The sequence below is a fragment of the Effusibacillus consociatus genome, assembly GCF_042652925.1.
Lineage (GTDB): Bacteria > Bacillota > Bacilli > Tumebacillales > Effusibacillaceae > Effusibacillus > Effusibacillus consociatus.
In genome coordinates this window covers 115,169-139,037 of the sequence record NZ_JBHSHC010000014.1, presented here as the reverse complement: position 1 = coordinate 139,037, position 23,869 = coordinate 115,169, and the positions used below count along the sequence as shown (strand labels likewise).

Here is a 23,869-nt window from a genome sequence, read left to right as displayed (position 1 = left end):
GCTACTCGCCGCGTTTCATGTGCCCGGCTCGTGCACATACTCGGTCACCGATTCTCCATGCTAACTGACGTTGGCGGGCTGTTTGATCCACTCCCCTTCCAATAACCGGTTCGCCACATGTTCAATATCCCCGGTGAGAGATCTGTCCTGCAGAAGAGGTTTCACTGTCTCCCGGACCGCGTGGTACAATCTGCTCGTCGCAGGAGCAAGCTTTTCAGGTCCATGATGCTCCGCCGCTTCACATGCTGCAATCAATTCTATGGCGAGTACGCGGGCCACATTCTCGATTACCTCTACCGCATGTCGGGCCGCGTTGGTTCCCATGCTGACATGATCCTCCTGGTTGGCGGATGACGGAATCGAATCCACACTGGACGGATGGCACAACACTTTGTTGTCCGAAACCATGGAGGCAGCTACATACTGTGGAATCATCATCCCGGATTCAAGACCCGGACGCCGGGCCAAAAACGGCGGCAGCCCTCCAGAAAGCTGTGAGTTGACCATTCTTTCCAAGCGCCGCTCGGAGATATTGGCCAATTCGCTCATGCCGATTTTTAGAAAATCCATCGCGAACGCAATGGGCTGTCCGTGAAAATTCCCCCCTGATATGACCTTCCCGTTTTCAAGAAAAATTAACGGATTATCGGTGGCGGAATTGATCTCAATCGACAGTTTGTCGGCGATATAGGTTAACACCTGTCTTACCGCCCCGTGTACCTGCGGAATACAACGAAGGGAATAAGCGTCCTGTACACGGAGTTCCCCCTGTCTTGTTGTCAGCCTGGATCCCTGCAAAATGTCTCTTAAATTGGCCGCAACAGCCGCCTGTTCAGGATAGGGCCGAACCTGTTGGATTGATTCATCATACGCATCCGGAATCCCGCGCAATACCTCAACCGTCATTGCAGCGATAGCATCCGCCATTTTGGCTAAACGTTCCGCCCTCACATAGGTCAACAATCCAATCGCCGTCATGACTTGGGTCCCATTGATTAACGCCAATCCTTCTTTTGCTTTTAAGCGGACCGGAGTTAATCCCGCCTTGGAAAGCGCCGCTCCCGCTGGTAATCGAGCTCCCTGAAAATCGGCCTCTCCTTCCCCCATCAACAGCAGAGCCAAGTGGGAAAGCGGAGCCAAATCCCCGCTCGCACCAAGCGATCCCTTCGCAGGGATTACCGGATGCACGCCGTGATTCAAACAATCAACAAGCAGCTGCAGCGTTTCTTTCGATACGCCCGAATAACCTTTCGCCAGCGCATTGGCGCGGAGCATCATAATCGCCCGCACAACGTCTTGCGGCAGCGGTTGACCCACACCGCACGCATGGCTTCTTATCAAATTCGTTTGCAACTGTTCAACATCTTGAGAGGAAATCGATACATCGGAGAACTTGCCAAAACCGGTCGTAACCCCATACACCGTCTCCTGATTCGCGACCATTTGCTCCACACGGTTCCGGCATCGTATCACCCGTTCCCAAGCCTGCTGCGAAACCGCCACCTTATCCCCCTGCTGGGCTACCTTCATTACTTCCTCCACTTTCAATGTCGATCCGTCTAACGTTACCATGCTACTTATCTACCCCTTTCCCGCTTTAGCAAAATAAAAAGGGCTGCATGGAAGTTCTACCTTCCATACAGCCCTTTTTTCAAAGGCTTCTGTTCAGTTGTCCTGAAGCGCCTGTTCATATGCATCTCACCTTTTTGGTGTTGCTACCAAATATCATATACAATGGAACGAAATTTTGGAATAGACGCCTGTAATAAAAGCCAGGTGACATTTTATATACTCTTTAGCTTATCAAACAATTCATCCACTTTTTTAACGATTTCATTTTCCGGAACCGTTATAAGTTTTCCGTTCTCTTTCACGATTTTCCCATCTACGATAACATCGCAGATGGCATTTGGTTGCAGGGAATAAACCATATTGGCGAACAGTTCCGTCTTTGGTGACAGAGACAAATCATTAAGATCCAATGTAACAAAGTCCGCGCAATATCCTTTTTCCAGTGAACCTATCGGTAACCGTAAGATTTCCCCGCCCATTTTTGTACCCATTTGATAGACTTGGTTGGCGGTAATACAAGTTCCATCCAATCTCGTCACTTTTTGAAGGAGGGCACACATCCTCATTTCTTCAAATACACTGATTCGATTATTGCTGCATCCCCCATCAGTTCCAAGGGAGATTCGAACACCCTCCTGCAGTAAATCGGGAATGCGAGTGACCCCATCCGCCAGGAACATATTGCTGGAAGGACAGTAAGCAAGGGAAGCCTGACGTTCCCCTAACAGGGAAATCTCCGAATCCTCCAGCCACACCAGATGTATTGCAATCATTCGATCATCCACAACACCAAGGGAGTCTAAATAATGGACCGGGCGATGGCCATATTTCTGCAATGTTTCTTCAACTTCAAACATTTCTTCTGCCACATGAATATGAAAGGGGGTATCCAGTTCCACGGCCAGACGATGTCCCGCTTGAATCATTTCAGGGGAAGCGGCATGAGGGCTGTGCGGAGCCGGATGAATGGTAACCATAGGATCGCCCTGATATTTTTTGGCCAAATACCGTGTCCGTTCCACGGCATTTTCTATACTTTCCCGGTAAGCCACCGGTGCACCGTCCCAATCGTACATCGTCCGAGCCAGTACGAAACGAATTCCCAAATCCTTTGCCGCCTGAATGACAGCTTCATCATAGGCCGTACCATCATGATGAATGTAGAAAAAATCACTGACGGTCGTCACGCCGTATTTCAACATTTCCCCGAATGCCAGCAAGGCACCTGTATAAATGGCTTCTTCATCGAACAGAGGGGTATAGCGGTAAAGCGCCTCGGAACGCCACTCCAGAAAAGGCCGGTCAATGGCAATTCCTCTAAGCAAACTTTGAAACGAATGGTTATGAGCGTTGATGGTTCCGGGAACTATGGCTTTCCCTTTAAAGGATTTCACTTGTATTCCGTTATATTTTGCCAATAACTCATCTTTTGTTCCAATATCCTCTATTTTTCCGTTGTTTACGAGAATCGCCTGATTTGAGGCAAAGCGATCCATACTATATATTAGATCAGCTGTAAATATGGTTCTCATCTTCCAGCCCCCTCAGCCTGGTTTAATGTTTGATCTAACCTCAAAATTGTGTGAAGCAGCACGTTCGCCACCTTCTCAATATCTTTCATCCGGCTTTCTTCCTCCGGGCAGTGACTCTTTCCATGAATGCTGGGAACAAAGAGCATGCACGTAGGAGTTAGCGCTGACATATGGGTGGCATCGTGACCCGCCATACTCCCCAATAAACAAGTGGTATACCCCAATGATTCTGCGGCATCTTGACATGTTTTCATAAGTAAGGGATCCATGGCCTCAGGAGGCTGATCAAGAATCACCCGTCTTTGTACCTGAATTCCCCGTTTGGTTTGCACCTCTTCCATTCGCCGCTGCCAGAGAACCATGACTTCTTTTATTTCTTCTTGTGTTTTCCCTCGTACTTCCAGAGTAAAGGTTACTTTTTCGGGAATGATGTTCGCTGCATTCGGCAGCAGCGTCATTTTTCCGACGGTCCCCACTACCTCATCTGAAGGATGATGGAGGCATATATCTTCTAAAGCCAGAATCAGTTCCGATGCTGCAGTTAAAGCATCATAGCGATCGGACATGCGAGTTGTGCCCGCGTGATTCGCTTCCCCTCTTACAGTGATTTCTTCGCGATAGATGCCAGTTATAGCTGTTACCACGCCAACGGGAATATTACGTTCAATTAATCGTTTGCCTTGTTCAATATGAACCTCTAAGAAAGCCGCAAATTCTTCGGAATGGCGTTTGGCAGAATCAAATTTTTGGGCATCCCCTCCTGCTTTAGCCAACGCGTCTGCTAACGATACTCCATTTGGATCATAAATATTCAGAATCTGCGCTTGAGTTAATCTGCCTGCAACTGCCCGGCTCCCTAAGGTCGAAACATTAAATGGATTGGGTTCTTCTGCTGAAAAGGAGACCAGTTCCAGGGGATGTCGGGTTTTAGCCCCATTTTCTTCCAGTACACGCATAATCTCTAAAGAAATGAGAACACCTAAAGCCCCATCATACATCCCGCCATTTGGCACAGCATCGATATGAGAACCAAACGCAATGACAGGCAGGGAAGAATCTGTACCTTCCCGTTTGGCCCAAATGTTGGCTGCCGGATCAACTCTTACGGATAACCCCAATGCATTTAGTTCTTTTTTCAGCCAGTTGCGTGCTTCGATTTCCGCTGGAGTGAAGGTCGTCCGATCGATCCCGCCCCGTTCGTTCCGTCCGATGCTCCCCAGTTCTTCCAGCTGTACCTGCAGACGTTGCGAATTGATTTTCAGTTTTGCGGTTTTCATAGCAGCTTTCCTCCCTCGACTGCCACTCCCCCATCCTTGATCACCATCTCAACCAAATTGACACCAAAGTTATATTGAAGGAATTGATAATTTGGTGCATCGAACAGAACCAAATCCGCTTTTTTCCCCACCTCTATGCTGCCGATCTCGTTGGCCCGCCCAATCGCATGAGCAGCGTTTATGGTACTGGCTGTTAGTACCTCGGCTGGGGTCATCTTCATCGTCAAGCAAGCAAAGTTCATAATTAACGGAAGAGATTCGGTCGGACAAGAACCAGGATTTCGATCAGTTGACAGTGCGACGGGAACTCCAGCTTCTATCATCTTCCTGGCATCAGCAGGTTTTTCCATGAGAAAGAATGCGGTACCTGGCAGAAGGACTGCCACTACGCCTTTTTGGGCCATCATGTGAATCCCTTCATCCGAAGCCTTCAGTAAGTGATCAGCAGAAATGGCACCGATTTTTGCAGCCAATTCAGCTCCTCCAAACTGTACAATCTCATCCGCATGGATTTTGGGAATCAGTCCCAATTTCTTGCCTGCTTCAAGGATTCGCTCAGACTGTTGTAGGGTAAATACGCCCTCTTCACAAAACACGTCACAAAATTCGGCCAGCTTTTCTTCCGCCACCTTGGGCAGCATTTCTTCAATAACAATTCGTACATATTCATCAGGATTCTCTTTAAACTCGGTCGGTACGGCATGCGCTCCCATGAAAGTGGAAACGATATCAATCGGATGCATCTCATTTAATCTTCGGGCCGCCCGGAGTTGTTTGAGTTCATCTTCCACAGTCAACCCATAACCGCTTTTTGCCTCCAACGTCGTAACTCCGTAGAGCAAAAAACGATCCAGTCTTTTCTTCGAAGCTTCAACCAATTCTTCTTCCGGCGCAGCTCTTGTTTGAGCGGTTGAATATAAAATCCCCCCGCCTTGTTTTAAGATCTCGATATAGCTATCCCCCTGCAGCCGCATCTCAAGTTCCTTTTCGCGGCTTCCCGCAAATACTATATGAGTATGGGGATCAATAAGGCCCGGAGTAACGATTTTCCCTTCGGCACAAATAGTTCGTGTCTCCGTTTCTAAACGATCTACATACTTTTGTGCTTCAATATCAGAACCCACAAATGCGATTCGATCGTTTTCAAGAACGATGCCCCCGTGTTCTATGATTTGAAGATCCGTCATCTGCTCTCGTATTTTAGGGGCCGTACTGGCCCCGCCTACTGTAATAACTTGAGCAGCATTCTTAATATATAAAACCTGATTCATTCACATTCCCCTCTAGCCCAACATTGGCATGTGGATTCCTTTATTCTTCGCCGTCTCGATGGCGAGATCATATCCTGCATCTGCGTGACGGACCACTCCCATACCAGGGTCGGTGGTCAATACTCGTTCCAACCGTCTTGCAGCATCTTCTGTGCCATCCGCCACAACCACCATACCAGCATGTAACGAGTATCCCATTCCAACACCGCCGCCATGATGCACGGATACCCAACTTGCACCGGATGCAGTGTTGACCAAAGCGTTTAAGATTGGCCAATCGGCAATTGCATCACTGCCATCTTTCATCGATTCGGTTTCACGATTTGGAGAAGCTACGGAACCGGCATCCAAATGGTCGCGCCCAATAACGATTGGAGCAGAAAGTTCCCCGGATGCGACCATATCATTAATGATTTTGCCGACCCTTGCCCGTTCCCCGTAACCCAGCCAACAAATCCGAGCCGGCAGCCCTTGGAATGCAATCCGTTCTTGGGCCATCTTTATCCATTTGCAAAGTTGCTTGTTATCTGCGAACTCTCGTAGAATCATTTCGTCAGTTTTATAAATGTCCTGCGGATCACCGGACAGTGCCGCCCATCTGAAAGGTCCCTTCCCTTCACAGAATTGAGGTCTGATATAGGCAGGTACAAACCCAGGGAAATCGAAAGCGTTTTTTACCCCTTCATCGAACGCCACCTGGCGGATATTGTTGCCGTAATCAAACACTATGGCTCCTTTTGCTTTCATGTCGAGCATGGCTTGCACATGCACGGCCATGCTTGCTTTTGACCGTTTTACGTATTCTTCGGGATTATTTCGACGAAGCTCGCCTCCCTCTTCCAAAGTCACGCCGATTGGGAGGTATCCATTCAACGGATCATGAGCCGATGTTTGGTCTGTAACAATATCCGGTACAAAGTTCCGGCGCAGCATTTCCGGAAGAATTTCAGCCGCATTCCCCAACAATCCGATTGAAAGCGCTCTTCCTCCTTTCTTTGCATCAAGCGCCAGTTGAATCGCCTCGTCCAAAGATTCGACAAGCGTTTCACAGTAACGAGTCTCAATTCGCTTTTCAATACGGCTCCGATCAACATCTATCGCTATAACAACACCGTCATTCATTGTCACAGCCAATGGCTGAGCACCGCCCATTCCTCCTACACCGGCAGTGACCGTAATTGTTCCCTTCAGAGTGCCACCGAAATGTTGTCTTGCACATTCTGCAAACGTCTCATAAGTTCCCTGGACAATTCCTTGGCTCCCAATATAAATCCAGCTTCCTGCCGTCATTTGACCATACATGAACAAACCTTTCTTATCCAAATCGTAAAATGTACTCCAATTAGCCCAAGCAGGTACTAGATTTGAGTTTGCCAACAATACTCTTGGAGCATCCTTATGTGTGCGGAAAACAGCTATCGGTTTTCCCGATTGAATTAATAGAGTCTCATTTTCTTCAAGTTTCTTAAGTGTCTCAACTATCGATTCAAAAGATTCCCAGTTCCGTGCCGCTTTTCCAATTCCACCATAAACAACAAGTTTATCAGGATGTTCCGCCACTTCCGGATCCAAATTGTTCATCAACATACGAAGAGCTGCTTCCTGAATCCAGCCTTTCGTATTCAAACTCGTACCTCGTGGGGCACGAATCACTTTACTCAATGTTTGACTCATTCTATCTCCTCCTGAGATTGAAAAATTGTATTTCTTACGGAAATCATATAATGATCCGGTCGCTCAATCTCTAGACTATCTTTCGAATGTTTTCAACATTTTGCCTTACTTTATTTATAGTTTAATTTTTTCTTTCATTTTTTGTCTTTTCTAGGTTTTTTTGCGTTTTCCACTGCTTTGGGGATTCACCGCTGATTGCCTTAAAAACACGGCTGAAATAATTAGGATCCTGATACCCTATAATGTAGGCAATCTCGGAAACAGTTAAATCGTCATTGAGTAAAAGTTCTTTAGCTTTCTTCACCCTAAGATGAGTTAGATACTCTACAAACGTCATATTCATAACTTTCTTGAAAAGGTGACTGAAATAATAAGGACTCCTTTTTATTTCCTCCGCCACTTGCTCCAAGGTGATGCTTTTATTGTAATTTTCGTTGATAAAGTCCAGGGCTCGTTCGATCACAATATGTTGAACAGGGAAAACATGAACATCTGAAATTTTGGTAAAGTATTCTTTTAGCTCAGTTACGATTTCGTCAGCCGACTCACTGCTCATAATTTTTTGGCTGTAATCCAGAAACGACGCGAATTGATGCTTTTCATTGGGCACAAACTGTCTAAGCATTCGTAAAAGAATATAAATTAAAGACAATTTGTAATAGACGGGCAGAATTCCGCTAGTTTTCATATGATTCAGGTTGTTTTCCATTTGAGTCAACACAAACTGGAGATTGTCCTTGGAAAGCGCTTCTTCATCAAATGGGTCATCGATCTCGTCGAGAATATTTCTGTTAAAAACCTGCGGATAATCTGCGTAATGAGCCACTTTGCCTTTGTAGTAATAAAATTCCAATGAAAGAAGAATCTTTGCTTCTTCATAAGAATGATACAAATGCATGGGATTTTTATATTCACTGCCGCAAGCAATATAAAGGGAGTAATCGGACTGTTGTTTCACCCAATCATACAACTGAAACCCCAGTTCCTTCACAATCGCAACGGTTTCTTGTTTTTGTTCCCCTTTTTTCGGTGTATACAAAACAACGAAATCATCATGGGTATGATGGAAAATCAATCCCTTTTCGTTACAAAATGATTCAACAACACTTTTCACTTGGGATAAAATTTGTTTTTTCCATAGATCACTCTTATTTCTGATCAGTTCATTTAGATGGCTTACCTTTGCCATCATCACTACGCTTGGCAGGGAATGATAACCAAGCTGATTTGCCTGTTCCCATACTTCCCGCAAATTCGTGACTTGTCCTGAGATGAGGTTCGCAATCCATTGAGTTCTTAATTTTTCTATTTCCTCATGTGGATGTTTTATGATTTTCTTTTCCACAATATTTTTAATAGCGTCCATTAAAGACTGGATGGATAATGGTTTGACAAATAAACGGTACATCCCAACTTCCAAGCACCGTACCGCTGTTTCAAATTCTTTTCGTTCAGTAATTCCTATTACTGTTGACTTATTTGCTAGATTCGATAAAACATGCCAATGTTCATCCGGCAGCATATCAATATTAAGCAGGATTAGGTGATACTCTCCGCTTTCCGTTGCAGCCAAAAACTCAGATGGAGTGGACACTTCAATATACCGGTCAATTGCAAGGTCCGAGCTGTCAAACATCCATTTTAATCCGTTACGTTGAAATTCACTTGTTTCTGCAACCAAAACATCCATGAGGCTCCTCCTTACTGATCCCCCAAGCCTAACCCGAGCTGCTTTGCTTTCCTTTCCGCAATTTCGTAACCCGCATCCGCATAGCGAATAATACCGACACCTACGTCTCCAAGGAAAATATTCCGGAATCTTTCCGCCAAATTTGTACTCCCATCTGCCACAATGCTCATTCCAGCGTGAAGCGAGTAACCAACGCCAACTCCTCCTCCGTGGTGAAAACTGACGAAAGTTGCCCCGTTGGCCGTATTTAAAAGAGCGTTTAAAATTGGCCAGTCCCCAATCGCATCACTGCCATCCTTCATCCCCTCAGTTTCTCTCAACGGAGACGCTACTGACCCTGCATCCATATGATCGCGTGTAAACATAACAGGTGCCTTCAGTTCCTTTCTCGCCACCATCTCATTTACCTTTTCAGCGATCCAAATCCTTTCCTCGGCCTTCATCCAGCATACCCTGGCGGGAAGTCCCTGAAAACGTACATTTGCCTGGGCATACTCGATCCAGTGTCTAATCTTATCATCTGAAGAAAAATGGCTTACCAGTACCTGATCAATCTTGTAGATATCATTCGGGTCGCCGGAAAGAGCAATCCATCGGAATGGACTGTACCCTTCACATTGCAGTTCTCGAATATAGGAAGGGATAAAATTGGGAAATGAGAACGCCTCCTGGAGCCCGGCAGCGAAGGCTTGTTGACGGATGTTGTTTCCGTAATCGAATACGATCGAACCTCTTTCCATAAATCCAATCATAGCTTTCAGATGTTGGACGACGGTATATTTTGCATCCTGCAGATACATCTCAGGAACCTGCTTTCGAATACGGTTCGCATGTTCCACTGTATAATCCGAAGGAATATAACCGTTCAATAAATCATGCGCTGATGTTTGATCGGTGACAACATCCGGAATAACCCCTCTGTTCAGAAGCTCTTGGTAAACATCGGATGCATTTCCAACCAAGGCCACGCTTAGAGGATTCCGATTTCTCAATGCGCTTTCAATATAAGTCAAAGCGTCATCTAAATTATCGGTGGCTACTTCACAGATATTGTACTTAATGCTCCTCTCTACTTTCATCGGATCGATTTCAACAACAAGAGAGGCTCCCCCGTTCATTTTAATGGCAGTCGGCTGGGCACTTCCCATTCCGCCAAGACCACTGGTAAGAATCCACTTACCTAACAAAGAACCTTCAAAATGCTGCTGGGAAATTGCATGAAATGTCTCATACGTTCCCTGCAAAATTCCTTGAGTGCCAATGTAAGACCAGGAACTGGCAGTCGACTGTCCGTAGATTGTAAGTCCCTTATTCTCCAACCGGCGAAATTGAGTCCAAGTGGCAAAAGCGGGAACAACAACCGAATTCACAGCAAGAACCCGCGGCGAATTCTCAAATGTTCGGAAGACGGCTACAGGTTTACCAGACTGGATCAGTAGAGTTTCGTCATCTTCAAGTTGCTCTAAAGTAGAAAGGATCTTACAAACGGCTTCCCTGTTTCGAGCAGCTTTTCCGGTACCGTAAACAACAAGGTTCTCCGGATCTTCCGCAACGTCCGAATCAAGGGTATTCACCAGCATCCGCAAAATCCCTTCCACTTGCCAATTCTTGCAGCGAAGCTGCTCATCAGTAGAAGAATGTAATTCTTTCATCACCGTTCGTCCTCTCGCAAATCTTCAATCTATAGTTGGCCTACTTGTTCTTCAATTGCCTGAATCCAGCTACCGTCTTCAACCACAGAAATCATTTGGTGAATGTCAGGATAAAAAACCCTGTCTTCAATCCAAGCGGAAACTTTTTTTCTTATTAAACCATAAACGAATTCTGTACCTTTCCCAAATTTTAAAGGACGGTGAAATTCCAATGCCTGAGCTGCCGTCAGGAGTTCAATCGCAATTACCTTTTGAGTATTTCGGACCACTTGGCACGCTTTAAGCGCAGCAGGTGTTCCCATACTGACGTGATCCTCCTGATAAGCTGAAGTCGGAATGGAATCTACCGAAATTGGATGAGAAAGAACCTTGTTTTCAGCCACTAAGGAAGCTGCTACATATTGCGGAATCATAAAACCCGAATTCAATCCGCTTTTCTCCACCAAAAAAGCGGGTAATTCGCTCACATGAGGATTGATTAAACGGTCAATCCTCCGTTCAGAAATGTTCGCCAATTCAGTTACCGAAGCTGCCAGCATATCCATCGTCAATGCCAACGGCTCACCGTGGGCGTTGCAGGCGGACACCGAGATACCACCGTCTCCATCATCAAAGATCAACGGATTATCTGTTGCGGAATTCAACTCGGTACGAACGATTTCGGCTGCATGTTCAATCTTGTCTCTGCAGGCTCCATGGACCTGAGGGATCGAGCGAATACTGAGTGCATCCTGAACCCTGTACTCTTTATATTTTTCTGTAATTTCACTTCCATCAGACAAACGGAGCAAATTATTGGCTACCTTTACCTGTCCCTTAAACGGACGAACTTTATGAACCCGATGATCATAAGCGGATTTGTTTCCCTTTAATGCCTCAAAGCTCATGGCTCCCGCGATATCCGACCACTTGGCAAGATTGATGGAATCATAGATTGTGAGAGCACTGATTCCGGTCATACAAACCGTTCCGTTGACAAGCGATAACCCTTCCTTTTCCTTTAAAGAAAGAAGCGGTATCCCGGATCTGCTCATAGCTTCCTTGCCCGACATCAGCTGTTCATTACAATAGGCCTGACCAAGTCCAATGGCTACTAGAGAAATATGGGCCATATGGGTCAAATATCCAACAGAACCTTGAGAAGGAACCCAAGGAGTTACCCTTTCATTGAGCATGCGGATAAGCGTTTCCACCGTTTCCAGGGAAACACCCGAATGCCCCTGGCTGAAGTTTACAACGGCACAAAACATAATCGCCCGAACTTGATCTTCAGGCAGAGGATTCCCTACCCCACATGCATGACTCATGATCACGTTTCTTGAAAGAGCAGAGGATTGCTCGGCCGTAATTCGCACCTTACAAAGGTCGCCAAGTCCGGTGGTGACCCCGTAAATCACACGCTCTTCGGAGACAAATCGATCAACCAGCGCACGACATTTCTTTATTTTCTCAGCTACAAGAGTCGATAACTCAACTCTCGCACCGTATCTGGCAACAGCCACGATATCTTCAATCTTCAGGTCGTCCCCATCTAAAAGAATAATTGATTTTCGCATCGATTCTTACTTCATCCTTAAGATGTTTTGTTGATTGTGAGGCAGTAACAACTCTTGAATATGGGAAAGACTTAGATGTCCTATGATGTACTCATTTTCATCGAGCACAAAAAGGACTTCCGCCCCCGTTCGCAACATCGTGGCCAGAGCCGATTTCAAGTCACTTTTTTCTGAGATTGTGATGGTCTTTTCGTATGTCTTTGTTTTGTTTGACTTTTCCATCGCAGCTTTTACGTTAATCAGACTGATTTGTCTGATTATATCGTCTCCGCCAATAAGGTCTTTCACAAAATCATTATGGGGATGAGCAATAATGTTGAGAGGCGTATCGTACTGAACAACTTCTCCATCTCTCATAATGATAATTTTGTCTGCCAGTCTTAAAGCCTCATCCACATCGTGGGTAACAAACAAAATGGTTTTGTGAAGTTTCTTTTGAATATGGATTAATTCATCCTGCAGCTTTGTTCTGGTTATTGCATCAATGGCTCCAAAAGGTTCGTCCATCAACATAAACGGCGGATCCGCCGCTAAAGCTCGGGCAAGTCCTACCCGTTGTTGCTGTCCACCGGATAACTGGCGGGGATATCTTTTCCGATAAATTTTCGGATCAAGATGCACCAATTCCAGGAGTTCATCAATTCGATCATCAATCTTTTGTCTTTCCCAGCCTAACATTTCAGGTACAACCGCTATATTTGCCTCAACTGTCATATGAGGGAAAAGGCCGCTTTGCTGAATAACATAGCCGATTTGACGTCGCAAGTCATTGACCGGTACTGTCTTGGTATCCTTGCCATTCACAAGTATACTTCCTTGTGTTTGTTCGTAAAGTCGATTCACCATCTTAAGAAGGGTTGTTTTTCCGCATCCGGAACTTCCAAGAAGAACAACAAATTGACCCGCTTCCACTTCAAGACTTACCTTGTTAACAGCCGGTCTTTCACTGCCCGGATAGAATTTGGTAACCTGTTGAAATACAATTCCGCTCATTCCTTTTCCTCCTTAAAATGGGGGACCTCCCAAAACTGTTCGGTCCCCTTTTTCCCCATCCGGTTTACTTAATAATCCCGTTTTGCTTTAAGAACTGTTTGGCCACTGCCGCCGGCTCCTCTTTGTCCCCATCTACTTTCCAATTGAGGGAAGCCATAACCTGATCGGTCAACAAGGCATTTACTTTATTAATAATTTCCCCCACTTCAGGATTATTTTTTAGTACGTCGCCTCTCACTTGGGGTGCAACATGATAGGGAGGCCAAAATTTCTTATCATCTTCCAGAGCTACCAAGTTATATCCGGCAATCTGTCCATCCGTGCCAAACCCGATGGTTACATCGACCTGGCCGCTTGTTAACGCTTTATACTTTAGACCAATATCAAACAGTTTGGCCGATTTAAATTGGAATCCTCCGTACGTCTTCTGCAACCCAGGCAGTCCGTCCGCTCTCTCCGCAAATTCCGGGATCAATGCAAAGTTTAGTTCGGAAGCTTTCGTGGCCAGATCCGACAATTTTTTCAGGTTATACTTTTCTGCCGCTTTTTTAGTAGTCACAAGAACATAAGTATTGTTAAACTGAGTCTTATTAAGAACCTCAATATCCCATTTTTCTTTATAGCCTTTCTTCACCGCTTCATAGACAGCATCCCCGTCACTTTTCGGTTGGTCTTTTAAGATGTCCATTAAAGCAGTGCCCGTGTATTCAGGATAAAGATCAATTTGACCGCCTTTTAATGCTTCGAATGCTACCAGTGTGCCGCCTAAATTCAGTTTCCTCTCCACAGGATAACCAGCCGCTTCCAGAGCTTGTGAGTAAAGCTCACCCAAAATGTATTGCTCAGTAAAATTCTTGGAACCAACTTTAATGGTCGGTTTATTTCCTCCATTTTTTGCAGATGAACTCGCGGAAGAATTAGATGCAGGGCTGCTACCGGTATTTCCACATGCGGTTGTGATAAACACAAGAACAAATATCAAGCAAATCGAGAAAATCTTTTTACTGATTGACTTCATTTTGACTTCCCCCTTTTTTTGTAAACATTATGTTGCAGGCGGGAGGGTTAATTTTTCAATCCCACCAAAAATCACTTCAGCCATTAAAGCCAGAATCGCTACCGGGATCGCTCCCACAAGCAGCATGGAAGGTTGGGCTAACGCAATTCCGTTAATAATGAATTCTCCAAGACCTCCTCCACCGATAAAAGCTGCCAAGGTAGCGCTGGCAATCACCTCAACAGAAGCCGTTCGGATACCCGTAATTATTACAGGTAAAGCTAAGGGGATTTCGACTGTCCGAATCACTCTCGCTTTATCCATCCCCATACCATAAGCGGCTTCAATAATACTTTTGTCTACTTCGTTAAATGCTGTAATCGTATTGATGAGAATCGGAGGACATACCAGTAAAGCCAGAGCAATCAAGGAGGGAGTAAATCCAATCCCCACATAAGGCATCGCAAGCGCGAGAACCGCCAAGCTTGGAATAATTCTTCCAATGTTAATCGCATTCAGAATGACCATGGATCCCCTTTTTTTCTTCACCAGATAAATTCCTAACGGGACACATATGAGAATCCCTATAACAACAGCAATAAAACTTAATGAAAGATGAACATAAATAGCGTGCCAGAAATCTCCTGTGTTCTGTATAACATACTGATAAGCATCAATGAAGATTTCCAAAAGTCTGTTCCCTCCCTTCCTTTTATGAAGCGGGTTTCATTTTTCTTGCAACGATTCGAAAGAAGATATCTGTCATAATGGCAAGAATCGCCACTGCAATTGTGCCGGCAACGATTTTCCCGGGATGGTCTTGGTAAATTCCTTCAAAAATCAATTCACCCAATCCTCCCGCATTGATGTAAGCGGCAATTGCACCAATTCCTATCATGGAGACGGTTGCGATTCGAATCCCTGCTATCACTACCGGTAAAGCCAGCGGCAACTCAATCTTCCATAAGATCCGCCATTTGCTCATCCCCATTCCTTTGGCAGCCTCAATCACAGCCGGTTCAATTCCGCGTATCGCCGTAACTATATTACGAACTAAAATCATTTGGGTATAAGCAACCAATGCGGTTACCGCAGGCTTAAAGCCCAAATCCAGGAAAGGAATCAGCAGTGCAAACAGAGCCAGGCTGGGAATGGTATAAATGACACCAAGAGTTCCAATTATCGGGGTATAAAGCTTTTTAATCCTGGATGCAACAATTCCAAGAGGAACAGCAATCAAAATCGAAATAAGGAGAGATATAGCAACAAAATAAAGATGGTCCACAAAGAGACCCAAAACCCTCTCGAAATTTGAAACTAAATATTTCATTCACAACCTCCTATCTTTATTTGAATGCCATTCGGTAGTTTTCATTATAACGGGCAGTCTGTTTTCAGACCCTAGAATTAAATACGAATTTTTGTACAATTTTGCTTTTTAGTAAGTTAGTTGCCAATGACTCTTCATTTTTTTGCTGTAACCAAGAAGAACTTGCTTTTAATCAAGCAGACGACAAAAAGCGCATTGATTAAAAAATCAAAGCGCCGCTTAATTTTTGTCCCTCTCTTCTCAATTAATAAGATACTTATTCATCTTATACAAAAGACTTTGCCGGGAAATACCCAGTTTCCTCGCAGCAGACGCAGCTTGCCCATGGGATTCTTCCAAAGCTTGAAGAATCATTTGTTTTTCAATTTCTTCTAACTGTTCCGGGAGAGGTTTGGTGTTATTATAGGAAAAAACTCCCGGAATATATGCTTCATGTTTGATTTCCCTCAGTTCTCGCGGAAAGTCCTCAATCGACAATTTTTCATCATGACATAAGACCACGGCTCTTTCAAGTGCATTTTCCAACTCCCTGACATTGCCTGGCCAAGGATAATCGATTAACACCTTCATAATTTCTGAGGAGATCTGATAGTTTTTGTTGTCTCTTCTCCGATGCCGGTTTAAAAATTCTTCCACAAGGACAGGAATATCATCTCTTCTCTCCCGTAACGGAGGAATAGAAATGTCAACAATATTAAGCCGATAATATAAATCTTCCCTAAAGACTCCTTGATCGACCATTTTCTTTAAATCACGATTGGTAGCCGAGATAATCCTTACATCTACATGTTTCGTTGTATTGCTTCCCAAACGTATAAACGATTTTTCTTGCGTGATATGCAGCAGTTTGGCTTGCAAAGATGAGGGAATTTCACCTATCTCATCCAAAAAGATGGTTCCCCCGTCAGCTGCCTCAAACTTTCCTTGTCGACTGGCATTGGCACCGGTAAAAGCACCTTTTTCATATCCAAACAACTCACTCTCCAAGAGTTGTTCAGGAATTGCCGCACAATTAACAGAAATAAAAGGGGCTTTACTTCGACCGCTTAAATCATGAATCATTCTGGCAATCATACTCTTGCCTGTTCCGCTCTCTCCCTCCAGTATTATGGTAGCATTCGTATTGGCTACCCGTTCAACCAGTTGAAGAATTCTTTTCATAGAGGAACTGGAACCGATAAGCCCCTTTGTAAATTCAACATCCTTTAATTTATCCTTCAAAATTTGGTTTTCTTCTTTCATTTTTAACCATTCATAGGCTTTTTCAATAACGATCAAGATTTCATCCAGTTTGGCCGGTTTCACAATGTAATCAAAAGCACCCGCTTTCATTGCGGTAACCGCACTCTCAACATCGCCGTAGGCCGTCATAAGGATAAAAACTTTTTGAGGATACAAAGCCATGAATTCCTGAAGTAACTCGAGCCCGGTTGTATCAGGCAACATCAAATCGAGAAAAACAATATCGATTTCTTTTTCAGCGATTTTTTTACGGGCTTCTTGTCCATTGGCAGCAGTATATACGGTATACCCCTTCTTCGCTAAGGATGAGCTTAGTATCCTTACCAACTTAACTTCATCATCTACCAGCAATATACTTCTCATAGGGAATCACCTTCACGTGTTACCTTTGGTAGTTGAACGAATAAGATCGTTCCGACAGTTTCTGTGCTCGTTGCCCATATCTTTCCATCATGCTGCATAATAATTTCATAAGCGATGGAAAGCCCTAAGCCAGTCCCTTCCCGCTTCGTTGAGAAAAAAGGATTGAAAATCCACTGAAGCTTTGTCGGTGCTATTCCTTTTCCCGTATCCTCAATTTCGACTTCCCAATTCCTTTCATTTCCCTTGACTCGAATGGAAAGAATACCACCTTGTTCCATAGCTTGAATGCCATTTAACAAGATATTCAAAAACACTTGCGTAAGACGGTTCTTGTTCGCATATACGAATGCTTTCTTCACCTCATAATGACGAGAAACAGTTATCTCCTGATCAGTAATTTTTTTCCTCAAATGATGCAGCAATTCATCAAGTATGGCAACGACATTGGTAACCTCTTTTGTATCGTTTTCTTCCCCTTTTGACAACTTCAAAAAATCAGCTAATAATTCATCCATCCGGTCAGAAGTTTCTAAAATGTCATGGATTAATTCAGAAACAAAACCACTCTCCACTTTCAATTCCTTCAGTTCAAGAAGTATTGCTTCCGCAGCTGCTTGGATAATGCTTAAAGGGTTTTTAATTTCATGAGCTATGCCGGCTGTCAGTTGTCCGAGGGAGGCCAATCGTTCACTTTGTCTCAGATATTCTTCCAATTTTTTCACTTCACTTACATCGCGAATGACCAGTATCGCTCCAATGAGTTGGTGGTCTTCACCACGGAATAAGGAAGAATAGATTCTTACCTCGTGCTTCTTTTTATCTTTGTCAAAGATATAGCTCTCGACTTCATCAAATTCTTTACCTTCCTGCAACGTTTTCCATGAAACGAATTCTTCTTTGTTTTCTTTGAACGGGAGATCAATGATAGATTTCCCGATAACCTCTTCTCTTTTGAATAGAGTCAGTTCTTCTGCTCCCCTGTTAAAGGAGGTAATCCTGCCGTCCTTATCTGTGGTGATCACACAATACGGAATCGATTCGAGAGTATAAAATAATCTTCTCTCTTTGTCTCTTAATTCCGCAGCCATTTGTCCCATTGTTCTCGATAACTCTTCGATTTCATCTCTCGTTTGAATAGGATCAAAATTTCTTCGTTTATTTTGATTGTATTCCTTAACCTGTTTGATCAGCCGTAAAATGGGCTTTACCACCCTCGATGTCCCGAAAACGGTGAGAGCGACAGCAATAAGTAAAACAATTATAAATCCTTGCAGTAAAAGAGTCGTTACTTGACGGGAAGATTTCATTGCCTGCTCAGTCGGCTCACCCATAATCAGACCGAAGCCACCTTTTGATAAAGGTCTGTAGGCAACAATCATTTTTTCATTAAACAGTTGCCCCTCCCACATGCCATATCTTTCTTTTTGCAAGTAGTTTCCGATCGGATGATCCTTTAAAGAAGAGTTAATCAATTCCACATTACTATGGCCGATAATTGATCCTTGTCTATCTATGATCGCATTCACGCCAAGTTCTCGAATCTTTAATTCTTTCAGGTAATCAGAAAGAACATTAAGGTTGACAAATGCTATCACCCCCCCTTTATAAACCCCATTATCATCAATGGCAGGATAGGTGATAGCAAACGTTTTTCTCCCGTCCAGAAGCGTGATCATATCCGAAATATAGTAGGTTTTGCTCCAAGAAATATAAGTTCGTATATGATCAAAACTGAAAGGCTCCGGGGAAACCACGTCAGGTATCTTGGTCAGCAGCTTTCCACCTTCATTAAAAGTTTGAATACTCAGATAAAGAGGTTGCTGGGCGGCGATTCTCTCCATTTCCGATAAATAAAACTTTCGATCCGTTTCTGATTCTTTCAAAACATAAGCAGAGATGACTCTTGTGTCATTCACCATGCTTTGAATCATGTTATCAATTCGTTTGCTTAAAGTTCTGGCAATCAAGTCATCGCGATATTCAATCTGTTCTCTGAACGATGAATTCATCACATGAATCGTCAGCCAATAAAGGAAAGACAAAGTAAATAAAATCACAATCAATGTAAGAAGCAAATATCGCTTTGTCAGCTTTGAGTTAAATACATTCATAATGCCCCTTCACCTTCACTCACGCGATCACTCCCATACGGCGAAGAAATAAAAATCCTGACAGAGCCAGGATTTTTATTTTATTATTTATTATATAATATTTCAGATATTTTAATAAAAAAATATTGGGATCTATTTTTTGGTTATTCAAATAACAAGCGGCTTATAAAAAAATGTTCTTCTGGATAAGATTAATTTCTCCTGATTAAACCACCAGTCCCTTTGAATTGTGGAGAATCTTGCAATCAAAGCCTCCTCCCTGTTATTTGAGGCGACAACGGGCTGATCTAATCCGTAGAGCGGATCCAATGTATACAAAGCGCTTCTGCCTAAGAAGTTCTTCTCTGTTCCTATAAAGTTAGAAACAATGGTATATGCTTGAGCTCCCAATGCAATAACATCCCAAGTTGACATAGCCCCGTCCGGGTACCTGTTAACAGAAATAGTCTGATTGATTTCTAAATCCCTTCCATATTCTCCATGCCAACTCGACGGGACAACTATTAGATCCGCTCTGTTTACTGCCATAACTCCGGCAACCTCAGGAAAAGCAGCATCATATCCAATCATGATCCCGATTTTACCGAGTTTTTTTGCTGAGAAAACGGGAATCTTGGTTCCAGGAGCTGCCCAAATTTTATCAGATATATTTAAGTGTGTCTTTCGGTATACCCCTTGGATTTCTCCTTCTGGAGTGACAAGCCCAGCAGAATTATAAAAATGATTATTTTCTTTTTCAATGAATCCAAAAACGAGGTGTAAGCCAAATTCCACCGCAACTTTAATTAATTCTTTTACGTAACGACCATTTATTGTTTCGGCTAATTCATATATTTTCGTTTTACTCAGATTGTCCGTGCAGCCCGTAAGAGATAATTCGGGCAATACTACCAGATCTAACTTTCCATTGTCAAAACGGGTCTTTTCCACTGCATTCGAAATCAGATTCTTGATCTTAACCAGGTTTGCTTCTTTATTCCCTGTAACTGGCTCGTATTGGATAGCTGCTGCCGTTATATCATGAGATTCAGTGTTCTTGGTAAAATCCCACGGAGCAATATAGAGCATTAAGTCTTTATAAAGTTCCGGTCTTCTTTCGTTTAATCTCTTCTTTGCCTCGTTCTTGAATTTGAACGGGTCTATTTCCGCATAAACAATGGTCGGTTCGTCCAGATCCTCATCTGGTGAAGCTATATAAACTGCCTCTGCCAGTTTTTCTCCGTAAGGGGACCATACTGCGCTGGCACCCACCATATGAAATCCATTCTCCGTATTCGATCTGTTGGCACTTACAACGTATAATCCGTTTGTTTCGGCCCTTGCTTGCAGAGTGGAAATCGTTTGTGCTGTCGAATTGGTCAGAAAAACGAGAATATCAGCTCCTTTTATTGCAGCTAAACGGGCGGATTCAAAATAAACGGAGTCCATACATATGTTAATCGCAATCTTGCCTACTTCTGTGTTAAATACAGGAATCTCTAAATCTCCCCAGGCAGCCCAGTGTTCCTCAGTCTCCCATTGATGAATTTTTCTATACTTCCCGATATATCCTTCAGGTCCAATCAATGCTGCTGAGTTGTAATAGATCCCGGTCTCTTCATCAGCCTCAGGCATTCCAATCACAATATAAGTTCCATATTGCTTTGCAATTTTTTCAAAATCATTCGTTGTCACCCCTGGTATGGTGTCTACAAATGGTTGAATCGCTTCCCGATCCCGATAAAAATAACCCGTTGTAGCCATTTCAGGAGTGACGATCAGTTTCGCTCCACTCTTAGCTGCTTCAGTAACTGCATGAATGAGATTTTTTACATTTTGATCTCTTTCGTTTAATTTGGGATTAAACTGAATGCAAGCTGCAACAAATGGTTTCCTGGATTCAGCCATCTCCATTCCCTCCGCTTAACGTAATCCACATGCTTCCGCTAACACATCAACAAGGTGTAAAGCTTCCACTTGTTCCAAACATCCCTGTCTTTCAACCCCTAATCGCATTTGCAACAAGCAACCGGGGTTGGCTGTGACAACGGTAGTGGCTCTTGTCGCTTTGAGCTTCTCCATCTTTTCATCGAGAATTTTCATCGATTCTTCAAAATGCAGAATGTTGTAGATGCCGCCGGAGGCGCAACACAGGTTGCTGTCTTCCATTTCAATAAAAATCGCCCCTGGAATGGACTGTAATAAGTGTCGAGGCTGCTTGTACACCCCTTGCACATTTCGCAAATGACAAGAATCCTGATAGGTGATAACTCCATTCCATTCCTTTTTGAAAGGGAGGGGACCGTACTGCACAAGAATTTCACTGATATCTCTTGACTTGTTGACAAAGTTTTTTGCTCTGTGCTGCCATTGTTCGTCGTTTGCCAGTAGGTGGTCATATTCACGGAGTATCGCGCCACAACCGCCGGCATTATTCACATAATATTCGGCCCCTGATTGTTCAAACGCTTCGATATTGGCTTTCGCCAGTGTCTTTGCATGATCGGTCATTCCTTGGTGGGCGTGCAGAGCACCGCAGCAATTTTGCTTTTCCGGAATCAGCACTTCACAACCCGCCAAAGTAAGAAGGTCAATCGTAAGGCGATTGGTTCGATACATCATTGCATCCGTCACACAACCAGCAAAAAAGGCAACGCGTGTTTTTACTTCTCCCTTGGCTGGAATGATTTCACCCCATTGATTTCGTTTGATCGGGGACTCTAGCGGAGGGAGCATCTTTTCAAATTGGGCCATCGGTTCCGATATTTTATTGAGTATCTTTGTCTTACGGACAATTTTCGCCAAACCTGTCTTTTGATACAACCAAACAAAGTTCCCGATTGCCCGCAATCGCTTGGGATGAAGGAATAAATGGGATAGGGCCAGCCTTTTTGCTTTATCCATCCAAATCTCATTTTTCTTCTCAACTTGCGTTTCCGCGATGACTTCTTTGGCAGCTTCCAATATATGACCATAGGGCACACCAACGGGACAGGCTATTTCACAGGCTCGACACCCTAAACATAAATCGATAGGTCCTGCCAAGTGATCCAGAACGTTAATTTTTCCTTCTGCCGCCAGTTTAACGAGGTTTATTCTTCCACGGGGCGATGCTGATTCTTTCCCCATTGACTCATACGTCGGACAAACAGGTAAACAATAACCGCATTGTACGCATTTGTTGGTTGCATCATAGGTTAGATCGAATAACTGTTGGTTCATTTATGTTAACACCACCTTGGTTTGACCCGGTTTCGGAAATATCTTTCCAGGATTTAAAATGTTGTTCGGATCCCAAGCTTGTTTGATCTTTTTCATCATCAGCAAACCAATCTCACCAAGTTCCATCTCCATGTATGGGGCTTTTAACGTTCCGATCCCGTGTTCTCCAGAAAGAGTGCCACCTAATGAAACTGCCGTCTCAAAGATTTCGCTTACCGCATCTTCCACACGTTTCATCTCCTCCACATTCCGTTTGTCAGTTATGATGTTCGGATGGAGATTCCCGTCTCCGGCATGACCAAATACGACAAGATTCAGTTGATATTTTTCACGGATCTGTTTCAATCTCTCCATCATTGCCGGAATTTGACTGCGGGGGACGGTGGCATCCTCGGAAATCTTGGTAGGTCCCATTTGGGTAATAGCGGGAGATACCATTTTTCTCGCATTCCAGATTTCCAGACGTTCCGCTTCATCTTTCGCAACTCTTACACTGGTTGCCCCTTGTTCATAACATAACGCTTCACATTTGCGTATTTCTTCTTCAACGGCGATCGGATGTCCGTCAACTTCAATGATGATCAATGCCTCTGCATCGACGGGGAGACCGCACGGTTGGTAATTCTCAACCGCTCGAATACATGCATTATCCATCAGTTCCATTGCAGCTGGTAAAATTCCTGACGATAGAATTTTGGTAATCGTGTGACCTGAGTCAACCAAGCGATTAAAAGCAGCCAGTAACGTTCTTCTTGCTTGCGGTTTTGGAATTAAGCGCAAAATCGCTTCCGTAACAATCCCCAACGTTCCTTCTGAACCAACGATGAGGCGCGTGAGGTCATACCCCGTTACATTTTTTACAGTCTTACCCCCCGTTCGAATGATCTCACCGGTTGGTGTAACGACTTCCAAACCAATCACATATTCTTTTGTCGTTCCGTACTTAAGCCCCTTAGGGCCACTGGAATTCTCAAGCAAATTCCCGCCAATGGTGGAAACATGGGCACTGCTCGGGTCAGGCGGATAAAACAAGCCCGCTTCTTCCGCTTTTTTATGAATATCTGCCGTTATCACACCAGGAGAAACGATGGCAAGCAAATTCTCCGGATCAATAATGAGTTTTTGTTTGAAACAGGACATATCTAAAACCATCCCGCCTTCAACCGGCAGGGGCCCCCCGCTTAACGAAGTGGCTGCCCCCCTTGGGTAGACCGGAATCAGGTATCGATTGGCAAGTTTGATCAACTGACTGATTTCTTCAGCATTGTTGGGCTGAATAACAATGTCCGGCAAATATTCGCCAAAGGAGGCATCAAAGCTGTACGAATACCGTTCTTGTAAATCCAGCAGAATGCGTTCTTTTGGGATCATCGCTCGAATTTCCTTGAGAATCTTTTCCTCCATCCCG

At 44.0% G+C, this 23,869-nt stretch carries 17 protein-coding genes; all 17 read right to left on the bottom strand.

Annotated elements, in window-relative coordinates:
* Positions 1 to 60 precede the first annotated feature (60 nt).
* The 17 genes from hutH (ACFO8Q_RS02470) to ACFO8Q_RS02390 all read right to left on the bottom strand — a co-directional run bounded on the left by hutH (ACFO8Q_RS02470) (position 61) and on the right by ACFO8Q_RS02390 (position 23,865).
* Positions 61 to 1,572: a histidine ammonia-lyase gene (gene hutH / locus ACFO8Q_RS02470; protein ID WP_380024076.1), complete on the bottom strand. Its 1,512-nt coding sequence runs from the start codon at positions 1,570 to 1,572 to the stop codon at positions 61 to 63.
* A gap of 212 nt (positions 1,573 to 1,784) precedes the next feature.
* Positions 1,785 to 3,104, bottom strand: coding sequence for an amidohydrolase family protein (locus ACFO8Q_RS02465; RefSeq protein ID WP_380024075.1), 1,320 nt, complete (start codon positions 3,102 to 3,104; stop codon positions 1,785 to 1,787).
* Complete coding sequence (locus ACFO8Q_RS02460; protein WP_380024074.1) at positions 3,101 to 4,381, bottom strand: Zn-dependent hydrolase; 1,281 nt, start codon at positions 4,379 to 4,381, stop codon at positions 3,101 to 3,103. The genes ACFO8Q_RS02465 and ACFO8Q_RS02460 overlap by 4 nt, the downstream gene beginning before the upstream one ends.
* Positions 4,378 to 5,652 carry an imidazolonepropionase gene (gene hutI / locus ACFO8Q_RS02455; protein WP_380024072.1) on the bottom strand — a complete coding sequence of 425 codons (1,275 nt, stop codon included), beginning with the start codon at positions 5,650 to 5,652 and terminating at the stop codon, positions 4,378 to 4,380. Before hutI ends, ACFO8Q_RS02460 begins: the two co-directional genes overlap by 4 nt.
* 12 nt (positions 5,653 to 5,664) lie before the next feature.
* Positions 5,665 to 7,326, bottom strand: coding sequence for a urocanate hydratase (gene hutU, locus ACFO8Q_RS02450; protein ID WP_380024070.1), 1,662 nt, complete (start codon positions 7,324 to 7,326; stop codon positions 5,665 to 5,667).
* 121 nt (positions 7,327 to 7,447) lie between these two features.
* Complete coding sequence (locus ACFO8Q_RS02445) at positions 7,448 to 9,016, bottom strand: helix-turn-helix domain-containing protein (protein ID WP_380024068.1); 1,569 nt, start codon at positions 9,014 to 9,016, stop codon at positions 7,448 to 7,450.
* Positions 9,017 to 9,027: 11 nt separating this feature from the next.
* On the bottom strand, positions 9,028 to 10,668 hold the full coding sequence (hutU, locus tag ACFO8Q_RS02440; RefSeq protein WP_380024182.1) for a urocanate hydratase: 1,641 nt from the start codon (positions 10,666 to 10,668) through the stop codon (positions 9,028 to 9,030).
* A 29-nt stretch (positions 10,669 to 10,697) separates the two neighbouring features.
* Positions 10,698 to 12,224 (bottom strand): histidine ammonia-lyase, encoded by a 1,527-nt coding sequence (gene hutH, locus ACFO8Q_RS02435; protein ID WP_380024066.1) that lies wholly within the window; start codon positions 12,222 to 12,224, stop codon positions 10,698 to 10,700.
* 6 nt (positions 12,225 to 12,230) lie between these two features.
* Positions 12,231 to 13,217 (bottom strand): ABC transporter ATP-binding protein, encoded by a 987-nt coding sequence (locus ACFO8Q_RS02430; protein ID WP_380024064.1) that lies wholly within the window; start codon positions 13,215 to 13,217, stop codon positions 12,231 to 12,233.
* Positions 13,218 to 13,281: 64 nt separating this feature from the next.
* On the bottom strand, positions 13,282 to 14,235 hold the full coding sequence (locus ACFO8Q_RS02425; RefSeq protein ID WP_380024062.1) for an ABC transporter substrate-binding protein: 954 nt from the start codon (positions 14,233 to 14,235) through the stop codon (positions 13,282 to 13,284).
* A 27-nt stretch (positions 14,236 to 14,262) separates the two neighbouring features.
* On the bottom strand, positions 14,263 to 14,904 hold the full coding sequence (locus ACFO8Q_RS02420) for an ABC transporter permease (RefSeq protein WP_380024060.1): 642 nt from the start codon (positions 14,902 to 14,904) through the stop codon (positions 14,263 to 14,265).
* Between the two features lie 22 nt (positions 14,905 to 14,926).
* Entirely contained in the window at positions 14,927 to 15,544 is a 618-nt protein-coding gene (locus tag ACFO8Q_RS02415) for an ABC transporter permease (RefSeq protein WP_380024058.1), read from the bottom strand.
* A 240-nt stretch (positions 15,545 to 15,784) separates the two neighbouring features.
* A complete protein-coding gene (locus ACFO8Q_RS02410) occupies positions 15,785 to 17,149 on the bottom strand; it encodes a sigma-54-dependent transcriptional regulator (protein WP_380024056.1) in 1,365 nt (454 codons plus the stop codon).
* Positions 17,146 to 19,158, bottom strand: a complete 2,013-nt coding sequence (locus tag ACFO8Q_RS02405) for an ATP-binding protein (protein WP_380024181.1) — start codon at positions 19,156 to 19,158, stop codon at positions 17,146 to 17,148. The genes ACFO8Q_RS02410 and ACFO8Q_RS02405 overlap by 4 nt, the downstream gene beginning before the upstream one ends.
* A 249-nt stretch (positions 19,159 to 19,407) precedes the next feature.
* Positions 19,408 to 21,147 (bottom strand): nitrilase-related carbon-nitrogen hydrolase, encoded by a 1,740-nt coding sequence (locus ACFO8Q_RS02400; RefSeq protein ID WP_380024054.1) that lies wholly within the window; start codon positions 21,145 to 21,147, stop codon positions 19,408 to 19,410.
* A gap of 15 nt (positions 21,148 to 21,162) precedes the next feature.
* The gene (locus ACFO8Q_RS02395; protein ID WP_380024052.1) at positions 21,163 to 22,461 is read right to left on the bottom strand and encodes a (Fe-S)-binding protein; all 1,299 of its coding nucleotides are present in this window, start codon (positions 22,459 to 22,461) and stop codon (positions 21,163 to 21,165) included.
* Positions 22,462 to 23,865, bottom strand: a complete 1,404-nt coding sequence (locus ACFO8Q_RS02390; RefSeq protein WP_380024050.1) for an FAD-binding oxidoreductase — start codon at positions 23,863 to 23,865, stop codon at positions 22,462 to 22,464.
* Between the last annotated feature and the right edge of the window lie 4 nt (positions 23,866 to 23,869).